Source organism: Niveibacterium umoris (assembly GCF_014197015.1).
In the GTDB taxonomy this organism is placed as follows: domain Bacteria; phylum Pseudomonadota; class Gammaproteobacteria; order Burkholderiales; family Rhodocyclaceae; genus Niveibacterium; species Niveibacterium umoris.
The window spans coordinates 479,124-494,255 of record NZ_JACIET010000002.1 but is presented as its reverse complement, the minus strand read 5'-3'; the positions used below and the strand labels follow the sequence as shown (position 1 = coordinate 494,255).

At 67.8% G+C, this 15,132-nt stretch carries 12 protein-coding genes; 2 read left to right on the top strand and 10 right to left on the bottom strand.

Annotation, left to right across the window (positions count from 1 at the left end):
- Window positions 1-91 precede the first annotated feature (91 nt).
- The 3 genes from GGR36_RS22120 to GGR36_RS14250 all read right to left on the bottom strand — a co-directional run bounded on the left by GGR36_RS22120 (window position 92) and on the right by GGR36_RS14250 (window position 6,725).
- Window positions 92-4,813: a carbohydrate binding domain-containing protein gene (locus GGR36_RS22120; protein ID WP_183635388.1), complete on the bottom strand. Its 4,722-nt coding sequence runs from the start codon at window positions 4,811-4,813 to the stop codon at window positions 92-94.
- A gap of 672 nt (window positions 4,814-5,485) precedes the next feature.
- Window positions 5,486-5,944, bottom strand: coding sequence for an outer membrane lipoprotein (locus tag GGR36_RS14255; RefSeq protein WP_183635387.1), 459 nt, complete (start codon window positions 5,942-5,944; stop codon window positions 5,486-5,488).
- A 124-nt stretch (window positions 5,945-6,068) separates the two neighbouring features.
- A complete protein-coding gene (locus tag GGR36_RS14250; RefSeq protein WP_183635386.1) occupies window positions 6,069-6,725 on the bottom strand; it encodes a glutathione S-transferase family protein in 657 nt (218 codons plus the stop codon).
- Window positions 6,726-6,918: 193 nt separating this feature from the next.
- Here GGR36_RS14250 and GGR36_RS14245 point away from each other — a divergent pair, with 193 nt between their 5' ends.
- On the top strand, window positions 6,919-7,827 hold the full coding sequence (locus GGR36_RS14245) for a LysR family transcriptional regulator (protein ID WP_183635385.1): 909 nt from the start codon (window positions 6,919-6,921) through the stop codon (window positions 7,825-7,827).
- Window positions 7,828-7,848: 21 nt separating this feature from the next.
- Here GGR36_RS14245 and GGR36_RS14240 read toward each other — a convergent pair whose 3' ends face one another.
- From GGR36_RS14240 to GGR36_RS14225, 4 genes are all read right to left on the bottom strand, one after another.
- Window positions 7,849-8,385 carry a chromate transporter gene (locus GGR36_RS14240; protein ID WP_183635384.1) on the bottom strand — a complete coding sequence of 179 codons (537 nt, stop codon included), beginning with the start codon at window positions 8,383-8,385 and terminating at the stop codon, window positions 7,849-7,851.
- Complete coding sequence (locus GGR36_RS14235; protein WP_183635383.1) at window positions 8,382-8,945, bottom strand: chromate transporter; 564 nt, start codon at window positions 8,943-8,945, stop codon at window positions 8,382-8,384. The genes GGR36_RS14240 and GGR36_RS14235 overlap by 4 nt, the downstream gene beginning before the upstream one ends.
- A 127-nt stretch (window positions 8,946-9,072) precedes the next feature.
- Window positions 9,073-9,768: an ankyrin repeat domain-containing protein gene (locus GGR36_RS14230; protein WP_183635382.1), complete on the bottom strand. Its 696-nt coding sequence runs from the start codon at window positions 9,766-9,768 to the stop codon at window positions 9,073-9,075.
- Window positions 9,769-9,983: 215 nt separating this feature from the next.
- On the bottom strand, window positions 9,984-10,760 hold the full coding sequence (locus GGR36_RS14225) for a ferredoxin--NADP reductase (protein WP_183635381.1): 777 nt from the start codon (window positions 10,758-10,760) through the stop codon (window positions 9,984-9,986).
- Between the two features lie 154 nt (window positions 10,761-10,914).
- Between GGR36_RS14225 and GGR36_RS14220 the strand changes: the two genes are divergently transcribed.
- Window positions 10,915-11,253: an antibiotic biosynthesis monooxygenase family protein gene (locus tag GGR36_RS14220; RefSeq protein ID WP_183635380.1), complete on the top strand. Its 339-nt coding sequence runs from the start codon at window positions 10,915-10,917 to the stop codon at window positions 11,251-11,253.
- On the opposite strand, the gene GGR36_RS14215 is transcribed toward GGR36_RS14220, so the two are convergent.
- The 3 genes from GGR36_RS14215 to GGR36_RS14205 form a co-directional block, all read right to left on the bottom strand.
- Window positions 11,250-12,494 carry a multidrug effflux MFS transporter gene (locus GGR36_RS14215; protein ID WP_183635379.1) on the bottom strand — a complete coding sequence of 415 codons (1,245 nt, stop codon included), beginning with the start codon at window positions 12,492-12,494 and terminating at the stop codon, window positions 11,250-11,252. The genes GGR36_RS14220 and GGR36_RS14215 overlap by 4 nt on opposite strands.
- 75 nt (window positions 12,495-12,569) lie before the next feature.
- Window positions 12,570-13,967: a M28 family peptidase gene (locus tag GGR36_RS14210; RefSeq protein ID WP_183635378.1), complete on the bottom strand. Its 1,398-nt coding sequence runs from the start codon at window positions 13,965-13,967 to the stop codon at window positions 12,570-12,572.
- A 55-nt stretch (window positions 13,968-14,022) separates the two neighbouring features.
- Window positions 14,023-15,069: a CobW family GTP-binding protein gene (locus tag GGR36_RS14205; RefSeq protein WP_183635377.1), complete on the bottom strand. Its 1,047-nt coding sequence runs from the start codon at window positions 15,067-15,069 to the stop codon at window positions 14,023-14,025.
- Between the last annotated feature and the right edge of the window lie 63 nt (window positions 15,070-15,132).

The following is a 15,132-nucleotide window of genomic DNA, read 5'->3' as shown; positions in this document are numbered from 1 at the left end:
TTGCGCAACAGGCCGATACCCGCTGCGCAAACGGCACCGCCTCTTGCGGGGCGGTGCCGCGCCGGGCCGCTCGCGCGGCCCGGGTGATGCATCAGAACTTGAAGTTGCCGTCGCTCTGACTGATCGTGCCACTGCAGCTGGCCGGCGTGGTGAATTCGCGGTTGCCAGACGTGGTCGTCTGGTTGCTTTCCCACACGGCGGTCGAGCCGTTCCACTTCACATACTTGTACTGGATCGCGGTACCCGCCGGAACGGTGACCGTTCCGCTCCACGGCACGTTGGCGCCGGAGCCCTGGATCGTCAGCGCGAAGCCTGATCCGGGTGCCCAGTTGCCGAGCGTGGTCTGGTTGCCGACGACGTACAGGTTCTGCCCGACTACCGTGGCGGCATTGGCGATCGTGAAGGTCACCTGGCAGCCCGGCGCCGGCGTGGTCACCGACAGCGCCGTGCTGGCCGCCGAGGTGTTGCCGACCGCGTCGTACGCCTTCACCGTGTAGCTGTAGGTGGTGCTGGCCGCGACGGTGGTGTCGGTGTAGCTGGTTCCGGCGACCGTGCCGATCTTGGTGCCGTTGCGCCAGATCTCATAGCCGGTCACGCCGACATCGTCGGTCGAGGCGGTCCAGGAGAGCGAGACGCTGCTGGCGGTGGCGGCGGTCTTGGTCAAGGCGGTGGGAACCGTCGGTGCCGTGACGTCGCCCCCGGTGCAGGGGTTGGTCTTGGTCACCACCCCGGCGTTGATTGCCGAGATGCCGCTGGTCAGCTGGTAGTTGTTGCCACCGTTGTTGTCCCAGGTGCCCGAGCCGTTGTTGAAGACTGCCTGCAGGGTCGTTGCTGCACCCAGCGAAACGGTCTGCATCTTCCAGCCGGTACAAGCGGGGTCCATCGGCACGCCGGGCACCGCCGTCCAGCTGCCACCCGTTGGGGCGTAGTGGATGTTGGTGGTGGTCCAGCCGGTCGGGATCTTGTGATAGACCGTCGCGGTGTTGCCGCCCGAGGTGGTGACGTTGAGCGCAGTGCTCGCCGCCGAGGTGTTGCCCACCGCATCCTGCGCCTTCACCGTGTAGCTGTAGGTGGTGCCTGCAGCCAGCCCGGAGTCGGTGTAGCTGGTCGCCGCGGTGCTGGCGATCTGCGTGCCGTTGCGGAAGACCAGATAGGTCGCGACGCCGACGTTGTCGGTCGAGGCGGTCCAGCTGATCGTGGCGCCGGTGGTGGTGACGCTGGATGAACCGAGACCGGCCGGCACGGTCGGTGCCTGGGTGTCGGTCGGGGCCGGCGTGGTGACGCTGACGCTGGCGCTCACCGCCGATACGTTGCCGGCCGCGTCGTAGGCCTTCACCGTGTAGGTGTAGGCGGTCGAAGCAGTCAGGCCGTTGTCGGTGAAGGTGGTGCCGGTGGTGACGTTGCCGACCTGGACGCCGCCGCGATACACGTAGTAGCCCAGCACGCCGACGTTGTCGGTCGAAGCTGCCCAGCTCACGCTCGCGCTGTTCGCGTCAATCGCCTTGCCGGTAACGCCGCTCGGCACGCTCGGCGCGGTGGTGTCGGCCACGCAGGGGCTGGTACCGCTGGTGACGGCGCCGTTCTCGACGACCTGGATCCCGGTACCCAGCGCGTAGTTCTTGCCGCCGTTGTTGTCCCAGGTGCCGGAGCCGTTGTTGAAGGTCGCCGCGAGGCCGGTCGCCGAACCGAGGTTGGCGGTGTACATCTTCCAGCCGGTGCAAGCCGCGCTCATCGGCACGCCGGGCACAGCGGTCCACGATCCGCCGGTGGGCGAGTAGTGGATGTTCACCGCGGTCCAGGTGCTGGCGGGCTTGTAGTACACCGTGGCGACGTTGCCGGCCAGCGTGGTGGCGCTGGTGGCGGTGCTCGCCGCGCCGGTGTTGCCGGCCGCGTCCTGCGCCTTGACTGTGTAGGTGTAGGTGGTGGAGGGCTGCAGGGCGGTGTCGGTGTAGCTGGTGCCGGTGACCGTGGCGACCTGCACGCCGTTACGCAGCACGATGTACTGCGCGACGCCGTAGTTGTCGGTGGCGGCGGCCCAGCTCAGTGCGACCGAGCTCGAGGTGATGCCCGAGGCCACCGGCGTGCCGGGCGCGCCCGGTGCGACAGTGTCCGGCGCCTGCGTGGTGACCGACAGCGTGCCGCTCTTGCCCGACTGGTTACCCGCCGCGTCCACGGCGAGCACCTGGTAGGTGTAGGCCGTCGAGGCGGTGAGACCGGTGTCGGTATAGGTCGGCGTGGCGCTGGTGGCGACCATCGTGCCGTTGCGGAAGACCTGGTAACCGGTCACCGCGACGTTGTCGGTCGAGGCGGCCCAGCTCAGTGTCACGCTGCGGTCGGTGGTCGTGGTGGCGGTCGGCGTGCCCGGCACGGTCGGCGCGGTGGTATCGACGACCAGGAAGGGGTACACCCCTTGCACGGTGCCGTTGATGTCTTCCACATAGCCCGAGCCGGTGGCGCTGGCGGTGTAGGTGCCGGCGCCGACGTAGACCTGCTGGATTTCCGACTTGGTGACATTGCCCTTGGTGTCGGTCATCTCGACGTAGTAGTCGAGCAACTGGTCGCGGTAGTCGGAGATGTAGCTGTAGTACAGGTTGCCGATCTCCTGCGCGGGCAGTACGGCGAGCGTGTCCTGGGTGGTCTTGATCCAGGGCACGCCGTTCATCGCCGGCTTGAGGTCGCGCATCTGCATCGGATACGCCTTCCACGCGCTGACGCTGGACGGCGTGATCGACAGCCCGGCCTTGCCCACCATGGCGGCGGGGTCATAGACCTTGTAGGTGTCGTCGCTCGCATCGATCGTCTTGGTGGCGTGGGTGCGCACCATCACCTTGGCACTGGCGATGCCGGAGACATCGTAGCCGTAGGTGTAGATCGCGAAATCCTTGCTGTAGTGCTGGACCGTCCAGCCCTCGGCCTTGGAGCCATTCACCGAGCCGGGGTTGTACGGATAGCGCTGCGGCCACCACACCGACGGACCGGTCTTGTCGTTGGCGATGTTCGCTGTGACGTAGGGCTTGGAGAAGGCGAGCGAGTTGTTCATCGCCAGCGTTGGCTTGACGCTGTCGTCCTTGTTCTCGTCGTAGTAGCCGAAGCCCGAATCCATGGCCGGCAGCAGGAAGTACCACGCGAGTTCCGCAGGGTTGGCGCCGCCTGCGTAGTCCTTGCTGGCATCACCCTTGACCGGGTAGGACAGCATCCACGGGTTGAGCTGGTTGCCCGGGTAGGTGATCTGGTTGTCCAGCGCGGTGCTCGGCGACCAGTAGGTCGGGTGCGCATCCAGCCAGATCTGCTCGGCGGTCTTGGCGTAGTTCTGTGCGGCCTGCAGCAGCGCGAAGTTGCGCTCCAGGTAGTGCCAGCCGTATTCCAGCGACACCGTGGCGCCTTCGGCAACGCCCTTGAGGTTCTTCTTCGGCGCGAGGTTCATGCCGGTCGCCGTGTTGAAGGCGGAGAACTGACCGCTCCAGATCAGCATCGGCAGATGCCAGTGATACCAGGTCGGGTCGGAAGAGGAGTCCCGTGTGTCGACCCACGAACCGTCCTGCACGTGTTGTACGTCGGTGCTGGGGATCGGGAACTTCTTCAGATATTCGTCGATGCCGAGGCAGTAGCCGTTGCCAGCACAAGTGGCGCTGTAGCCGGCGCGCCACGTGTCGAGCGAGCCGGCGCGGCCGCCAGAGTTGTCGCCGTCGTGCGCGACCACGAAGAACTGCCGCGGTTCGATCGACGCATAGGGGACGTCTTCATCCACGGTGGTGGAGCCGTCCCAGCCTTCGAGCCAGGAACCGTTCTGGCTCACCGGGATGCCGGCGATCTGCGAAACCGCGCCGGTGGCCGGATCGACATGGCGCACATAGTGCGGCGTCGAGGCGAAGGGGAACTTGTTGATGATGTTCTGCTGCTCGTGCGCCATGCCGTTGGCGACCCAGGCCCCCACCGACGAGGTGTTGCGCAGGTCGGCGCGGTTCGGCGGCGAGATCAGCGTGTCGCCGGTCGCGTCATAGGTCGCGAAGGGATAGTCCTTCAGCGTGCGCGAGAAGTGGTTGTTGCCCATCACCGACCATTGCACACCCAGCTTGGCGAGCACCGGAATCAGGCGCTCCGAGAAGCCCAGCTCGGTCGGGAAGAAACCCTTCGACGAGACGAAGCTGCTGCCGAGGAAGTAGGACTGCGCCAGTGTGGCGTTCTGGTAGATCAGGTCCTTGAGGAAGTAGTCCGATCCGACCAGCGGCCCCATCGAGTGGTGGCCAGTGAAGTGGATCGTGTCGAGCGTGCGGTAGCCGTTGGTGGTCTTCAGGCTGTTGAAGCTGTTGGTCCACGACGTGCCCCAGCTCGGGTTCGTGTAGCCCGGCACGTTCTGCAGGTTCTCGAGGCTGTTGACGTTGTTGATGACCGCGCCGGACATTGTGACGTGCACTTGGCCAGCACCGCCGGCAAAGCTCTGCAGCTCGCTCGCGACCGTCTGCGGCCACCACTGGTAGGCACCGGTCTTGGCGTCAGGTGTGTAGTACGAGACCAGATCGTCGTGCGGCATGATGCCACCGCCGGCCGAGGCGGGCAGGTAGTAGCTGTAGCCGGCCGGGGGGCTGTTCTTCAGGTTGATGACCTGGCCGTCGTACATGTAGCGGACCGGCGAACCCACTGCGGTCGCGTTGTACGTCGCATTCACATCGACGCCATAGAACGGCCAGAAATTCGGCATGTGGTTGTGATACACGTGCGCGGCGGGGATGCCTGCCTCCACCTGCGCCACGGGCATGCTGCCGGCGAACACGGCCGCCAGACAGAACGCGATGGGCTTCATGCGAAAACGCATGTTTGTCTCCTTCAGAACCTGCTGTTGTTTTGGGCCTGCTCCGCTGTTGCGACGGGTGCTGCCCCGGTCCGCTACGGCGGCCGGCGAGTGTGGTTGAAGGGCCTTGCGGGGGGCGCATCGCGATGCCGGAGCAGGTGGCATGTCGTCGATGCGTGCAAGGCGTCAGCAAGCTGCCCGGTCTGCGGGCAAGCCACGCAGACCTGGAAACCGCTGGGGCCGTAGGCCTAGCGCAGGTGTCGACGCAATCGTGCGGAGATCCCGGCGGGTGGCCGGAGAAGACGACAGGGCGCCCGGTGGGGCGAAGAATCAAGCGCTGCGCGCGCGCACTTCAGCTGCATGGCGGAACTCCACGGAACTTGCCTGGACCGTTTCTGGAGAAGCCTCACCACGACGCGCTTGCCACCCGGGAGGGTGACACGTGGTTCCGGAACGGAGGTGCGGGCGCCTTGCACGACGCCTCATTGATTGAGGCGGGAGTAGATCAATAAATTTATTGGATTACAAGTTTTCTTTATGACGCAGCGCGGCGTTTCATTTCCGCGTAAAACCCCTGAATGCGCGCAAAATCGGCGTCAACGCAGCATTTGCGCGGCGCGGCAATATGACCATGGTATTCGCCGAAATCGAGCGGGTGTGATCCAGATCAAGGGCGCCGATTGTGCTCACGGAACTTCAGCGGCTCACGCGATGCGTGCCGCCGCTCGACAACAGACGCACCTTGTCGCCGATGCGGAAATCGTCCTGCGGCGAGGCCTCCTGCACCACCGCGATGGTGTCGCCGCGCGCCATCTTCAGCGTGATCTCGACGCCCTGCTTGCGGGTGGCGGACTCTTCGATCGCCGATCCGGCCACGCCGCCGGCAACCGCGCCCACCACCGCGGCGATGTCCGAGCCCTTGCCGGCACCGACGGTGCTGCCCGCGATGCCGCCGATCGCGGCGCCGGCGATGGCGCCGATCGGCGACTTGGTGCCTTCCAGCACCACCGGTCGCAGCGCGACGATCTCACCGTATTCGACGGTCTGGATCCGGCGCGCTTCGTCGCGCGAATAGCTGTCGCCCGACAGCGTGGACATGCAGCCGCCAAGCGCCACGCAGAGTGCGGCAGCCGCGGGGAAAAAGAATGCTTTCATCGAAACTCTCCTGATCCGGCCGTGCGTCATGCGGCGCCTCAGCCCGCCTGTCCGTGATGGTACCTGCGGCTACAACGCCGCAGGGGGCGGACACGCTGACCCGCGGCGCCGGCGCGCGCGGACCTCAGGCGGCTTTCAGGCTCAGCGAGGCGTGGACGGTGGCGAGCCGTTCGGCAAAGGCGGGCGTCAGCTCGGGCATCGGCACGAAGCCCGGCAGTGCGGCCACACGCGCCAGCCAGTCGCGCACGCGCGGGAAGGGGGTCAGATCGATCAGCCCATGGTGCGCGACCGACAGGTAGGGAAAGACCGCAATGTCGGCGATCGTCGGTTCGTCGCCGACCAGCCACTCGCCCAGTGCAAGGGTGCGCGACATCGCCTGCAGCAGGCGGGTGCTGCGGTTGCGCACCTCGTCCGACGGTGCCTCGCCGCGAAAGATCACCGCCACCCGCGCGGCGGCCGGGCCGAACTGCACTTCGCCCGCGGTTGCGGCGAGCCAGCGCACGACCTTGGCGAGCCCTTCCGGGTCGAGCGGCAGCCAGTGCTCGGCGCCATAGCGCCGGGCGAGATAGACTAGGATCGCCTGTGAATCCGAGAAGGTCTTGTCACCGTCCGAGAGCACCGGCACCTGGCCGAAGGGGTTCAGCGCCAGCATTTCCTCGGTCTTGTGCTCGCCCTGCGCGAGGTTCAGTTCGCGCGTCTCGTAGGGCAGGCCGAGCAGGTTCAGGAACAGGCGGACCTTGTGGCAGTTGCCGGATTGCGCGTAGGTGTAGAAGGTGATCATGGCGGGGCCTCCATGGACTGAGGGGCGCAGCATGCGCCGCGGATTGTTGAGCGCGTGTGACAGCAGCCGTAGTGCGGGTCTGCGGCTGGCGGCAGGCCAATAGGGGAGGCGCGCATCATCGATCCATTTGCTCGGCGAATAAATGGCGCTTGACGGAATGGATTGTTTTGCAATCCGGATCAATAATCCGGCCATGGACAAGCTGCGCGAGATGGAAGCTTTCGTACGCATCGTCGAGGCCGGTAGCCTGACCGCGGCCGCCGACGCAATGGCGCTGTCGGCACCTTCGATGGTGCGCCTGCTTGCCGGGCTGGAGCAGCGGGTCGGCGTGCGCTTGCTCAACCGCACCACGCGCCGCCTCGCGCTGACCGCCGAGGGGCGGGATTTCCACCTGCGCTGCCAGCGCATCCTGGCCGAGATTGGCGAGGCAGAAGCGGCGCTCGGGCAACCGGGCGGTCGCGCCCGCGGCCCTTTGCGGGTGACGGCGCCGGCGCTTTTCGGGCGCATGCACCTGATGCCGCTGGCGGCCACCTTCACGCTGCAGCATCCCGAAGTGAACATCGAAGCCTTGCTGTTCGACCGGGTGGTGGACATGGTCGAGGAAGGCGTCGATCTGGGCGTGCGCATCGCGCACCTGCCCGATTCCAGCCTGATCGCCCATCCGGTGGGCGAAGTGCGGCGCCTGTGGTGCGCCAGCCCGGGCTACCTCGCCCGCGCCGGTGAACCCCGCCACCCGGCCGAGCTCGCACGCCACGCCTGCCTGCGCTTCACCGTGGTTACGCCGCGCGCCGAATGGCAGTACCTGGACAACGGTATCCGCAGTGAAGTGCTCGTCAGTGGCCCGCTGTCGAGCAACCAGGCCGGCCCCTTGATCGACGCCTGCGTCGATGGCGTCGGGATCGGCATGTTCCTGTCGTATCAGGTTGCCACGCTGATCGCCGAAGGCCGCCTGAAGCCTATCCTCACCGCGTTCTGCCTGCCGCCGGTGCCGGTGAATGTGGTGTATCCGCAGGCGCGCCTGCTGCCGGTACGCACACGCCTGTTCGTCGAATGGTTGCGCGCGGCGCTGCCGGCGCGGATCGGCGCGGCGCCTGCCGGCTGAGCGCGCGCCGGCCTGCCGGGCTCAGTGCTGCAGCCAGAGCCCCAGCGGTGCGGCGGCGGCGAGTATCCACAGCGGGTTGAAACGCGCGCGCCAGTAGATCGCTGCCGCCCCCACCGCGAGCGCCCAGCCGCGCCAGTCCGACGAGGCGGTCTCGGCGACACGCCAGCCGCTGCCGAGTACCAGGCCGATCGTGACCGGCGCGAGGCCGCGCTCGATGACCCGACGCAGCGGCGCGTCGCGAAAGCGATCCCACACCCGGCCCACCGCGAATGCGAGCGCCGACGACGGGCCGCAGATGCCGAGCGTCGCCACCAGCGCGCCGGGCAGTCCGCCGAGCTTCCAGCCGACCAGCGTCACCACCAGCACGTTCGGGCCCGGCGCGGCGGCGGCGATGGCGAACAGGGTTGCGAACTCGGGGCCGCTCAGCCAGTGCTGCAGTTCGACGGTTTGCCGGTGCAGTTCCGGCACGATCGCGTTGGCGCCGCCCACCGCGACCAGCGACAGCGTCGCACAGCGCAGGAAGAGTTCGGTCAGCGTCGGCGCGCTTGCGGCACTCATCGGCGCGCCTGCCGCGCATCGAGCCATGCGAGCGCAACGCTGCACGGCGCCGCGACCGCAAGTACCTGCAACAGCGGCCACCGTAGCCAGGCGATCGCGACAAAGGTGGCGGCGCCCACCACGGCCGGCCACCAGCGGCGATCGAGCTTGCGTGCCAGCTTCGCGCCGGTGGCGAGGATCAGGCCGGCGGCGGCCGCGGCCACCGCGGCGAGCATCTGCTGCAACCACACCTGTGCGGCGAAGTGGCGCCAGGTTTCAGCCAGCAACAGCACGACCAGCAGCGAGGGCAGCAACAGGCCGGCGGCCGCCGACAGTGCGCCGCGCCAGCCGGCGCAGCGCGCGCCAAAGACCACCGAGAGGTTCACGGTGTTGGGCCCGGGCAGCAGTTGGCCCAGCGACAGCAGTTCGGTGAAACCGGCCTCATCGAGCCAGCGACGTTCCTCGACCAGCATGCGGCGCGCCCAGGGCAGCACGCCGCCGAAACCGCGGATGCCAACGGTGAAGAAGGCGAGGAACAGCGCGAGGCAGGTCGGGCGAGGGGCGTCGGGCGGCGATGTCATGGTGCGCGTCGTGAAGGTGAGGCCCGCCACCGCAGGCGCCGCGCGCCGGGTGCGGGGGCCTCATCCTGCCCGGATGCTGCTGTTCTGGCTACCGCCGCAGGCGCGGCGGGCGTTGCTCGCGGCGCCGTCAGACGGTGTCGGCCTGGCGGGTGCCCGCCTCGGCCTGGGCCGCCAGAATCGCGACCGCGGCGCGCTGCCCTTGCTGCAGCGCGCGCCCCATCGCGGTGAAGCCGCGATTGTCCTTGAGCGTGGCGTCGGCGCCGGCGCGCAGCAGGCGCTGCACGATCGCTTCGCGGCCGTACATTGCCGCCTCGTGCAGCGGCGTCCAGCCGTTCGCGCACTGCGCATTCACGTTCGCGCCGGCGGCGAGCAGCAGGGCGACCACGCCGTCGTAGCCGTTGCGGGCCGCCCAGTTGAGTGGCGTGGAGCCATACACATTGCGTGCATTGAGGTCGGCGCCGGCCTCGAGCAGCACTTCGACCAGCAGGGTGTGGCCATCGCCGGCGGCCCAGAACAAGGGCGTGCTGCCTTCGCAGTCGCGTGCATCCGGCGTGGCGCCGGCGGCGAGCAGGCGTTGCGCGATCCCCAGGTCGCCGTGGCAGGCTGCGGTATGCAGCGCGCGGCGGCCGAAGCGGTCGGCCAGTTCCACCCCGGCACCGGCCTCGATCAGCACTGCCACGCTGTCTTCGCGGCTGGCCTGCGCGGCCAGATGCAGCGCGCTCTGGCGGAACTCGTCGAGGGCATCGACCGCCGCGCCATCATCGAGAAGATGACGGACCTCGATTGCCGTGCCGCGCTCGGCAGCTTTGTGCAAGGTGTTCATGGTTGTCTCTGTGGGCAGCTTTTATGGGTATTGCCGGCGGGTCGCGGCTGCCGCGATCCCGCCCGAACGCCATTACCCGCCCTCTGCGCCGCCTTGTCCTTGTCTTGCCGCAAATACCGTTTGCGGGCATTGGTGGCAGCCGACGCACGGCAAGAAAAAGCCCGGCGCTTGGCCGGGCTCTTCTTGACGCTGCATCCGGCCTGCGCCGGTGTGGCTTACTTCTCGACGAAGGCGTGCTCGATGACGTAGTCGCCCGGCTCGCCGATGCGCTTGGACATCTTGAAGCCGCGGCGGTCGAGCAGCTCGCGCGAATCCTTCAGCATCGCCGAACTGCCGCAGATCATCACGCGGTCGACCGCCGGGTCGAGCGGGGGCAGGCCGATGTCCGCGAACAGCTTGCCGGACTCGATCAGGTCGGTCAGGCGGCCCTGGTTGCGGAACGGCTCGCGGGTCACCGTCGGGTAGTAGATCAGCTTCTCGCGCACCGCCTCGCCGAGGAATTCGTGCTGCGGCAGCTCGTGCTCGATGTAGTGCTGGTAGGCCAGCTCCGACACCGTGCGCACGCCGTGGATCAGCACAATCTTCTCGTACTTGTCGTAGACGTCCAGATCGCGGATCACGCTCATGAAGGGCGCGAGGCCGGTACCGGTCGAGAACAGGTAGAGGTGCTTGCCTGGCAGCAGGTCGTGCAGCACCAGCGTGCCGGTCGGCTTGCGCGACACCAGCACGTCGTCGCCGGGCTGGATCTGCTGCAGGCGCGAGGTCAGCGGGCCGTTCGGCACCTTGATGCTGAAGAACTCGAGGGTTTCCTCGTAGTTGGCGCTGGCGATCGAGTAGGCGCGCGTCAGCGGACGGCCCTCGACTTCGAGGCCCATCATCACGAACTGCCCGTTCTCGTAGCGCAGCGCGCGGTCGCGCGTGGTGGTGAAGGAGAACAGCGTGTCGTTCCAGTGATGCACGCTGAGGACTTTTTCGGTGATGTAGGCCGCCATGGTCGCAACGGGGGTGAATAATCGAAGGCCCGCATTGTACGGGTGCGGTGCAGCAAACCTAGGGCCGCGGCGGCATAAGATGCGACAAAATAGTAATAAAAGAAGCCCGCATTAGCGGTGTGGGTAATATAGAAGCCCTTGGGACGGAGGCGTTATGACTGAAGATCGCTTCGCAGCAACCCCGCAGCCGCCTTACTGGGCGGTGATCTTCAGCAACCAGCGGGCGGATGGCGATGCCGGCTACGCCGACATGGCGGCCCGCATGGTCGAACTGGCCGCGCAGCAACCCGGCTTCCTCGGCATGGAAAGCACCCGCGACGCGTCTGGCTTCGGCATTACCGTGTCTTACTGGGCCAGCGAGGCCGCGATTGCGGCATGGAAGGCCAACGCCGAGCACCAGGAAGCGCGCCGCCTTGGCCGCAGCCAGTGGTACGCCGGGTTCGAGCTGCGGGTGGCGCGGGTCGAGCGCGCCTACCGCATGCGCAAGGGCTAGACCGCCGCGCGCTGCCCCCGCCTGACGTCGATGCGGTAGCCCTTCCAGCACGCCCAACCGGCGAAGGCGAGCAGGAATGAAACGAAGGCTAGCCCGGCGACGCTGGCCATCGCGATCGGCGCGATCACGCCGGCCACGATCGCATTCGACAGGCTCGCAAGGCAGGCCTGCAGCGACGAGGCCATGCCCAGCCGTGCCGGGAAGCGGTCGAGCACCAGCAAGGTCACGCAGGGCGCGAGCATCGACCAGCCGAAGCCGATCAGACCCACCGGCAGGATCGCGCTGAACACCGTCGCCGGCATCGCGTAGTGGTACAGCGTGTTGGCCAGCGACACCGCGAGCAGGATGCCGAAACCCCAACGCACCTGCTTTTCGCGCGAGATCTTCCCGGCCAGCCGGCCGCTCGCCCAGGCGCCGCCCATGATGCCGCTGATGCCCCAGCAGAACAGCCAGAAGAATTGCGTCGGCGCCAGATGCAGGTGGTGGCCGAGCAGCATCGGCGCCGACAGGATGAACACGAACATCGCGTTGAAGGGCACGCCGGCGGCCAGCGTCAGCAGCAGGAAGCGCTTGTCCGACACGACCTGCCAGTAGCCGCGCGACAGCGCGAGCGGCGTGAAGGGCTGCCGCCGCTCGGGTGGCAGGGTTTCCGGCAGCGTACGTGCCGCCAGCACCAGCACCGCGCTGGCGACCAACGCCAGGAACCAGAAGATCGAGCGCCAGCCGAACCAGTCGAAGAGCCAGCCGCCGATGATCGGCGCGATCGCCGGCGCGACGCCGAAGAACAGCGTGATCTGGCTCATCAGCTTCTGCGCATGCACCGCGGCGAACAGGTCGCGCACGATCGCACGCCCGACCACGATGCCGGCGCCGCAACTCATGCCCTGCAGCACGCGGCCGGCGATCAGCACGCCGACATGGCCGGCGGTGGCGCAGACCACGCTGGCGAGCGCGAACACCGCGAGCCCGACGAACACCACCGGGCGGCGGCCGAAGCTGTCGGACAGCGCGCCGTGGAACAGCATCATCACCGAGAAACCGAGCAGGTAGCCCGACAGCGTCTGCTGCAAGTGCACCGGCGTGGTCGCGAGCCCCTGCGCGATGCCCTCGAAAGCGGGCAGGTAGGTGTCGATCGCGAAGGGGCCGAGCGAGGCCAGCGTCGCGAGCAGGGCGGCGAGCAGCCAGACAGGGCGGGTCCAGGTGGCGGCGGGGTGGAAATCGGGGGCTTCAGGTTGGGTCATGCTACGGCCTTGAAACGCACTCGCCGGCGGATTGCGCCGGCGAGGCGGTGATGCGGAAAAAGGTGTGCGGTCGTATCAGGGGGCGATGCCTGCAAAGCTGGCGATGCTCTCGTTGCCATCGCGGTCCACCGCGATCACGCCAAACTGGTAGTCGTCTTTCGACACGCCCTTGAGTGTCACCGTGGTCTCGCGGCCCAGCTCGCGCTGCTGCTGCCAGGTCGCTGCGGTGGTTTCCCGCCATACAACGCGATAGCCGGCGAGGTCCTTCTCGCTGCCGGCTTCCCATCTGAGCACCGTATCGTTGCTGAGTTCCCGTGTGTCCATCACGACCCCGCGCGGCGCCGCCGGTGCGCGGGCGAGGCTGGCCAACGCGGCCGCATTGGCGCGTGCCACCTTGGCGACATAGGCGAAGTCGACATACTCGACGCGGTCGCCATAAGGGTGTGCGTGTTCCACCCGCAGATCCTGATGCTGGTGGCGGAAATCTTCCACCGGTTCGGTGAACCGTAGCGCCGGGAAGCCGCGTTCGAGGAAGGGCAGATGATCGCCGCCGCGCAGGAAGCGGTCGCGGCGCCCGACCAGGCGCACGGTGAAATCCGGCTGCCAGCGTTCGGCGGCGCGCTTCACCGCACGTGCGAACTGGTGCGTCGGGGTATCGTGCTCGCCGCCGATCAGCGCGATCTGCGTCAGCTGTTTGCGTGCAGCCACCGCAAAGGCGTCTTTGCCGGGCTGGTTGCGCTCTGCCGCCAGCAGCTGCTTGACCATTGGCGTGAGGCCATCGGCGAAGAGTCGCACTTCGCCGCCGCGGCGCACGCCATCGTCGCCGAGCGGGCTGCCGATGATGTCGTTGGTGATCATGCCCTCGATGCGGGTGCCGGCAGCGGCGGCATCGCGCGCGAAACGGTCGGCGCCGAGCAGTCCCTGCTCCTCGCCGGCCACGGCAAGAAAAACGAGGGTCGCGTCGGTCGGCAGATCCGCCACCGCGCAGGCCATCGCCATGACTGCCGCGGTGCCGGAGGCATCGTCATTCGCGCCGGGCGCATCGGAACGGGCATCCATCACGTCAGTCGCGCGCGAATCGTAGTGCCCGCTGACCACAAACACGCGTTCGCGCGCGGCCGGGTCGAGGCCGGGGAGCGTGGCGACTACGTTGACGATCTCGGTCGGCGCGTCGATGCGCCGGCCGGGGGCTTCGATGTGGCTGGCGAAGCGGATTTCCAGGCGGCCCTTGCGTGCGGCGTTGCATCGTTCCAGCTCGGTCTTGATCCAGCGCCGCGCGGCGCCGATGCCGCGCGTGTCGGAGCCGGTCTCGCTCATCGTATGGCGGGTGCCGAAGGCAGCCAGTGTGCGGACACGCGCTTCGATGTCGTCAGCGCGGATGCGCTCGAGTGCAGTGCGGATCGCGGCGTCGTCGGCGTGGGCAAGGCAGGGTGCCGCTGCGATCAGCAGGGCGGGGAACAGGCGTCGGGTCACGGTGCGTCTTCCTTGTGGGAAGCCGCAAGGATAAGCCGGATCGGTGCCGGATTCCTCAGTCGGCGCGCGGCGCCACACCGCACATGGCGACGAAGGCCTTTTCGAGCGAGACGCGCGGAAGGTTGCGGGTGATGAACACCAGGCGCGTGTCGTGATCGGCGTCCGGCCACTCGGGCAGCGTGCTTTCCGGATAGCGTTCGCGTTCGACCGCATGGATCACCGTCGGCTTGGGTTCGCCGGCAATGGCGACGAGCCCCTTCAGCCGCAGGATGCGCTCGCCCACCACCTGCTGCAGCAGGTCGATGGCGTCGAAGAAGGCATTCCGGTCGAAGGGCGCTGCAAAGCGCAACACATGCGTGGCGATCGCCGCGTCGTGGGGGCCTGCAAGCGGTGCGGCACGGCCAAACACGTCGCGCCTGCGTGCGACCTCGGCGGCGCGCGCGGCGCCGAGCCAGGCCAGCACCGCTTCGCCGCGCTGTGCCGGGTCGTACTGCGCCATGCCCTGCAACAGGCCGGGCGGGATCCCGTCGAGGCGGCTTTCAAAGCGCGCCGCGGCGGGGTTGAGCTGATCGAGTTGCTGCGCGGCGAGGTCGAGTTCTTCGGCGCTGGCGATATCGCACTTGGTCAGCACGACCCGATCGGCCATCGCGATCTGGCGCTGAGCCTCGGGGTGTTGCGCCAGTTGCCAGGCGGCGTGGCGCGGGTCGAGCGTGGCGACCACGCCGTCGAGCCGGAAGCGGTGCGCGAGCCACGGGTCGCGCATCAGCGTGTGGATCACCGGGGCCGGGTCAGCGAGGCCGGTGGTTTCCACCACCACCCGGTCGAGGCGCGCCAGCGCGCCCTGTTCGTGCCGCAGGCTGAGGTCGCGCAGCGCGCGCGCCAGATCGCCGCGCACCGTGCAGCACAGACAGCCCGATTCGAGCAGCACAACTTCTTCGTCGATGCGCTCGATCAGAAGATGGTCGAGTCCGATCTCGCCGACCTCGTTGATCAGCACCGCGCAGCCGGCCATCGCCGGATCACGCAGCAGACGGTTGAGGAGCGTCGTCTTGCCGCTGCCGAGGAAGCCGGTGAGCAGGGTGAGCGGAATCGTCGTCGTCATCGCGGTCATTCTACCCACTGCCTCGCGCGCCCCATGAAGCGGTTCAGACTCTGGCGCTGCGGC

What these genes read in the sequence shown, in the direction of transcription:
- GGR36_RS22120 (WP_183635388.1), bottom strand. Translation starts at nt 4,813, where the DNA reads ATGCGTTTTCGCATGAAGCCCATCGCGTTCTGTCTGGCGGCCGTGTTC.
- GGR36_RS14255 (WP_183635387.1), bottom strand. Translation starts at nt 5,944, where the DNA reads ATGAAAGCATTCTTTTTCCCCGCGGCTGCCGCACTCTGCGTGGCGCTT.
- GGR36_RS14250 (WP_183635386.1), bottom strand. Translation starts at nt 6,725, where the DNA reads ATGATCACCTTCTACACCTACGCGCAATCCGGCAACTGCCACAAGGTC.
- GGR36_RS14245 (WP_183635385.1), top strand. Translation starts at nt 6,919, where the DNA reads ATGGACAAGCTGCGCGAGATGGAAGCTTTCGTACGCATCGTCGAGGCC.
- GGR36_RS14240 (WP_183635384.1), bottom strand. Translation starts at nt 8,385, where the DNA reads ATGAGTGCCGCAAGCGCGCCGACGCTGACCGAACTCTTCCTGCGCTGT.
- GGR36_RS14235 (WP_183635383.1), bottom strand. Translation starts at nt 8,945, where the DNA reads ATGACATCGCCGCCCGACGCCCCTCGCCCGACCTGCCTCGCGCTGTTC.
- GGR36_RS14230 (WP_183635382.1), bottom strand. Translation starts at nt 9,768, where the DNA reads ATGAACACCTTGCACAAAGCTGCCGAGCGCGGCACGGCAATCGAGGTC.
- GGR36_RS14225 (WP_183635381.1), bottom strand. Translation starts at nt 10,760, where the DNA reads ATGGCGGCCTACATCACCGAAAAAGTCCTCAGCGTGCATCACTGGAAC.
- GGR36_RS14220 (WP_183635380.1), top strand. Translation starts at nt 10,915, where the DNA reads ATGACTGAAGATCGCTTCGCAGCAACCCCGCAGCCGCCTTACTGGGCG.
- GGR36_RS14215 (WP_183635379.1), bottom strand. Translation starts at nt 12,494, where the DNA reads ATGACCCAACCTGAAGCCCCCGATTTCCACCCCGCCGCCACCTGGACC.
- GGR36_RS14205 (WP_183635377.1), bottom strand. Translation starts at nt 15,069, where the DNA reads ATGACGACGACGATTCCGCTCACCCTGCTCACCGGCTTCCTCGGCAGC.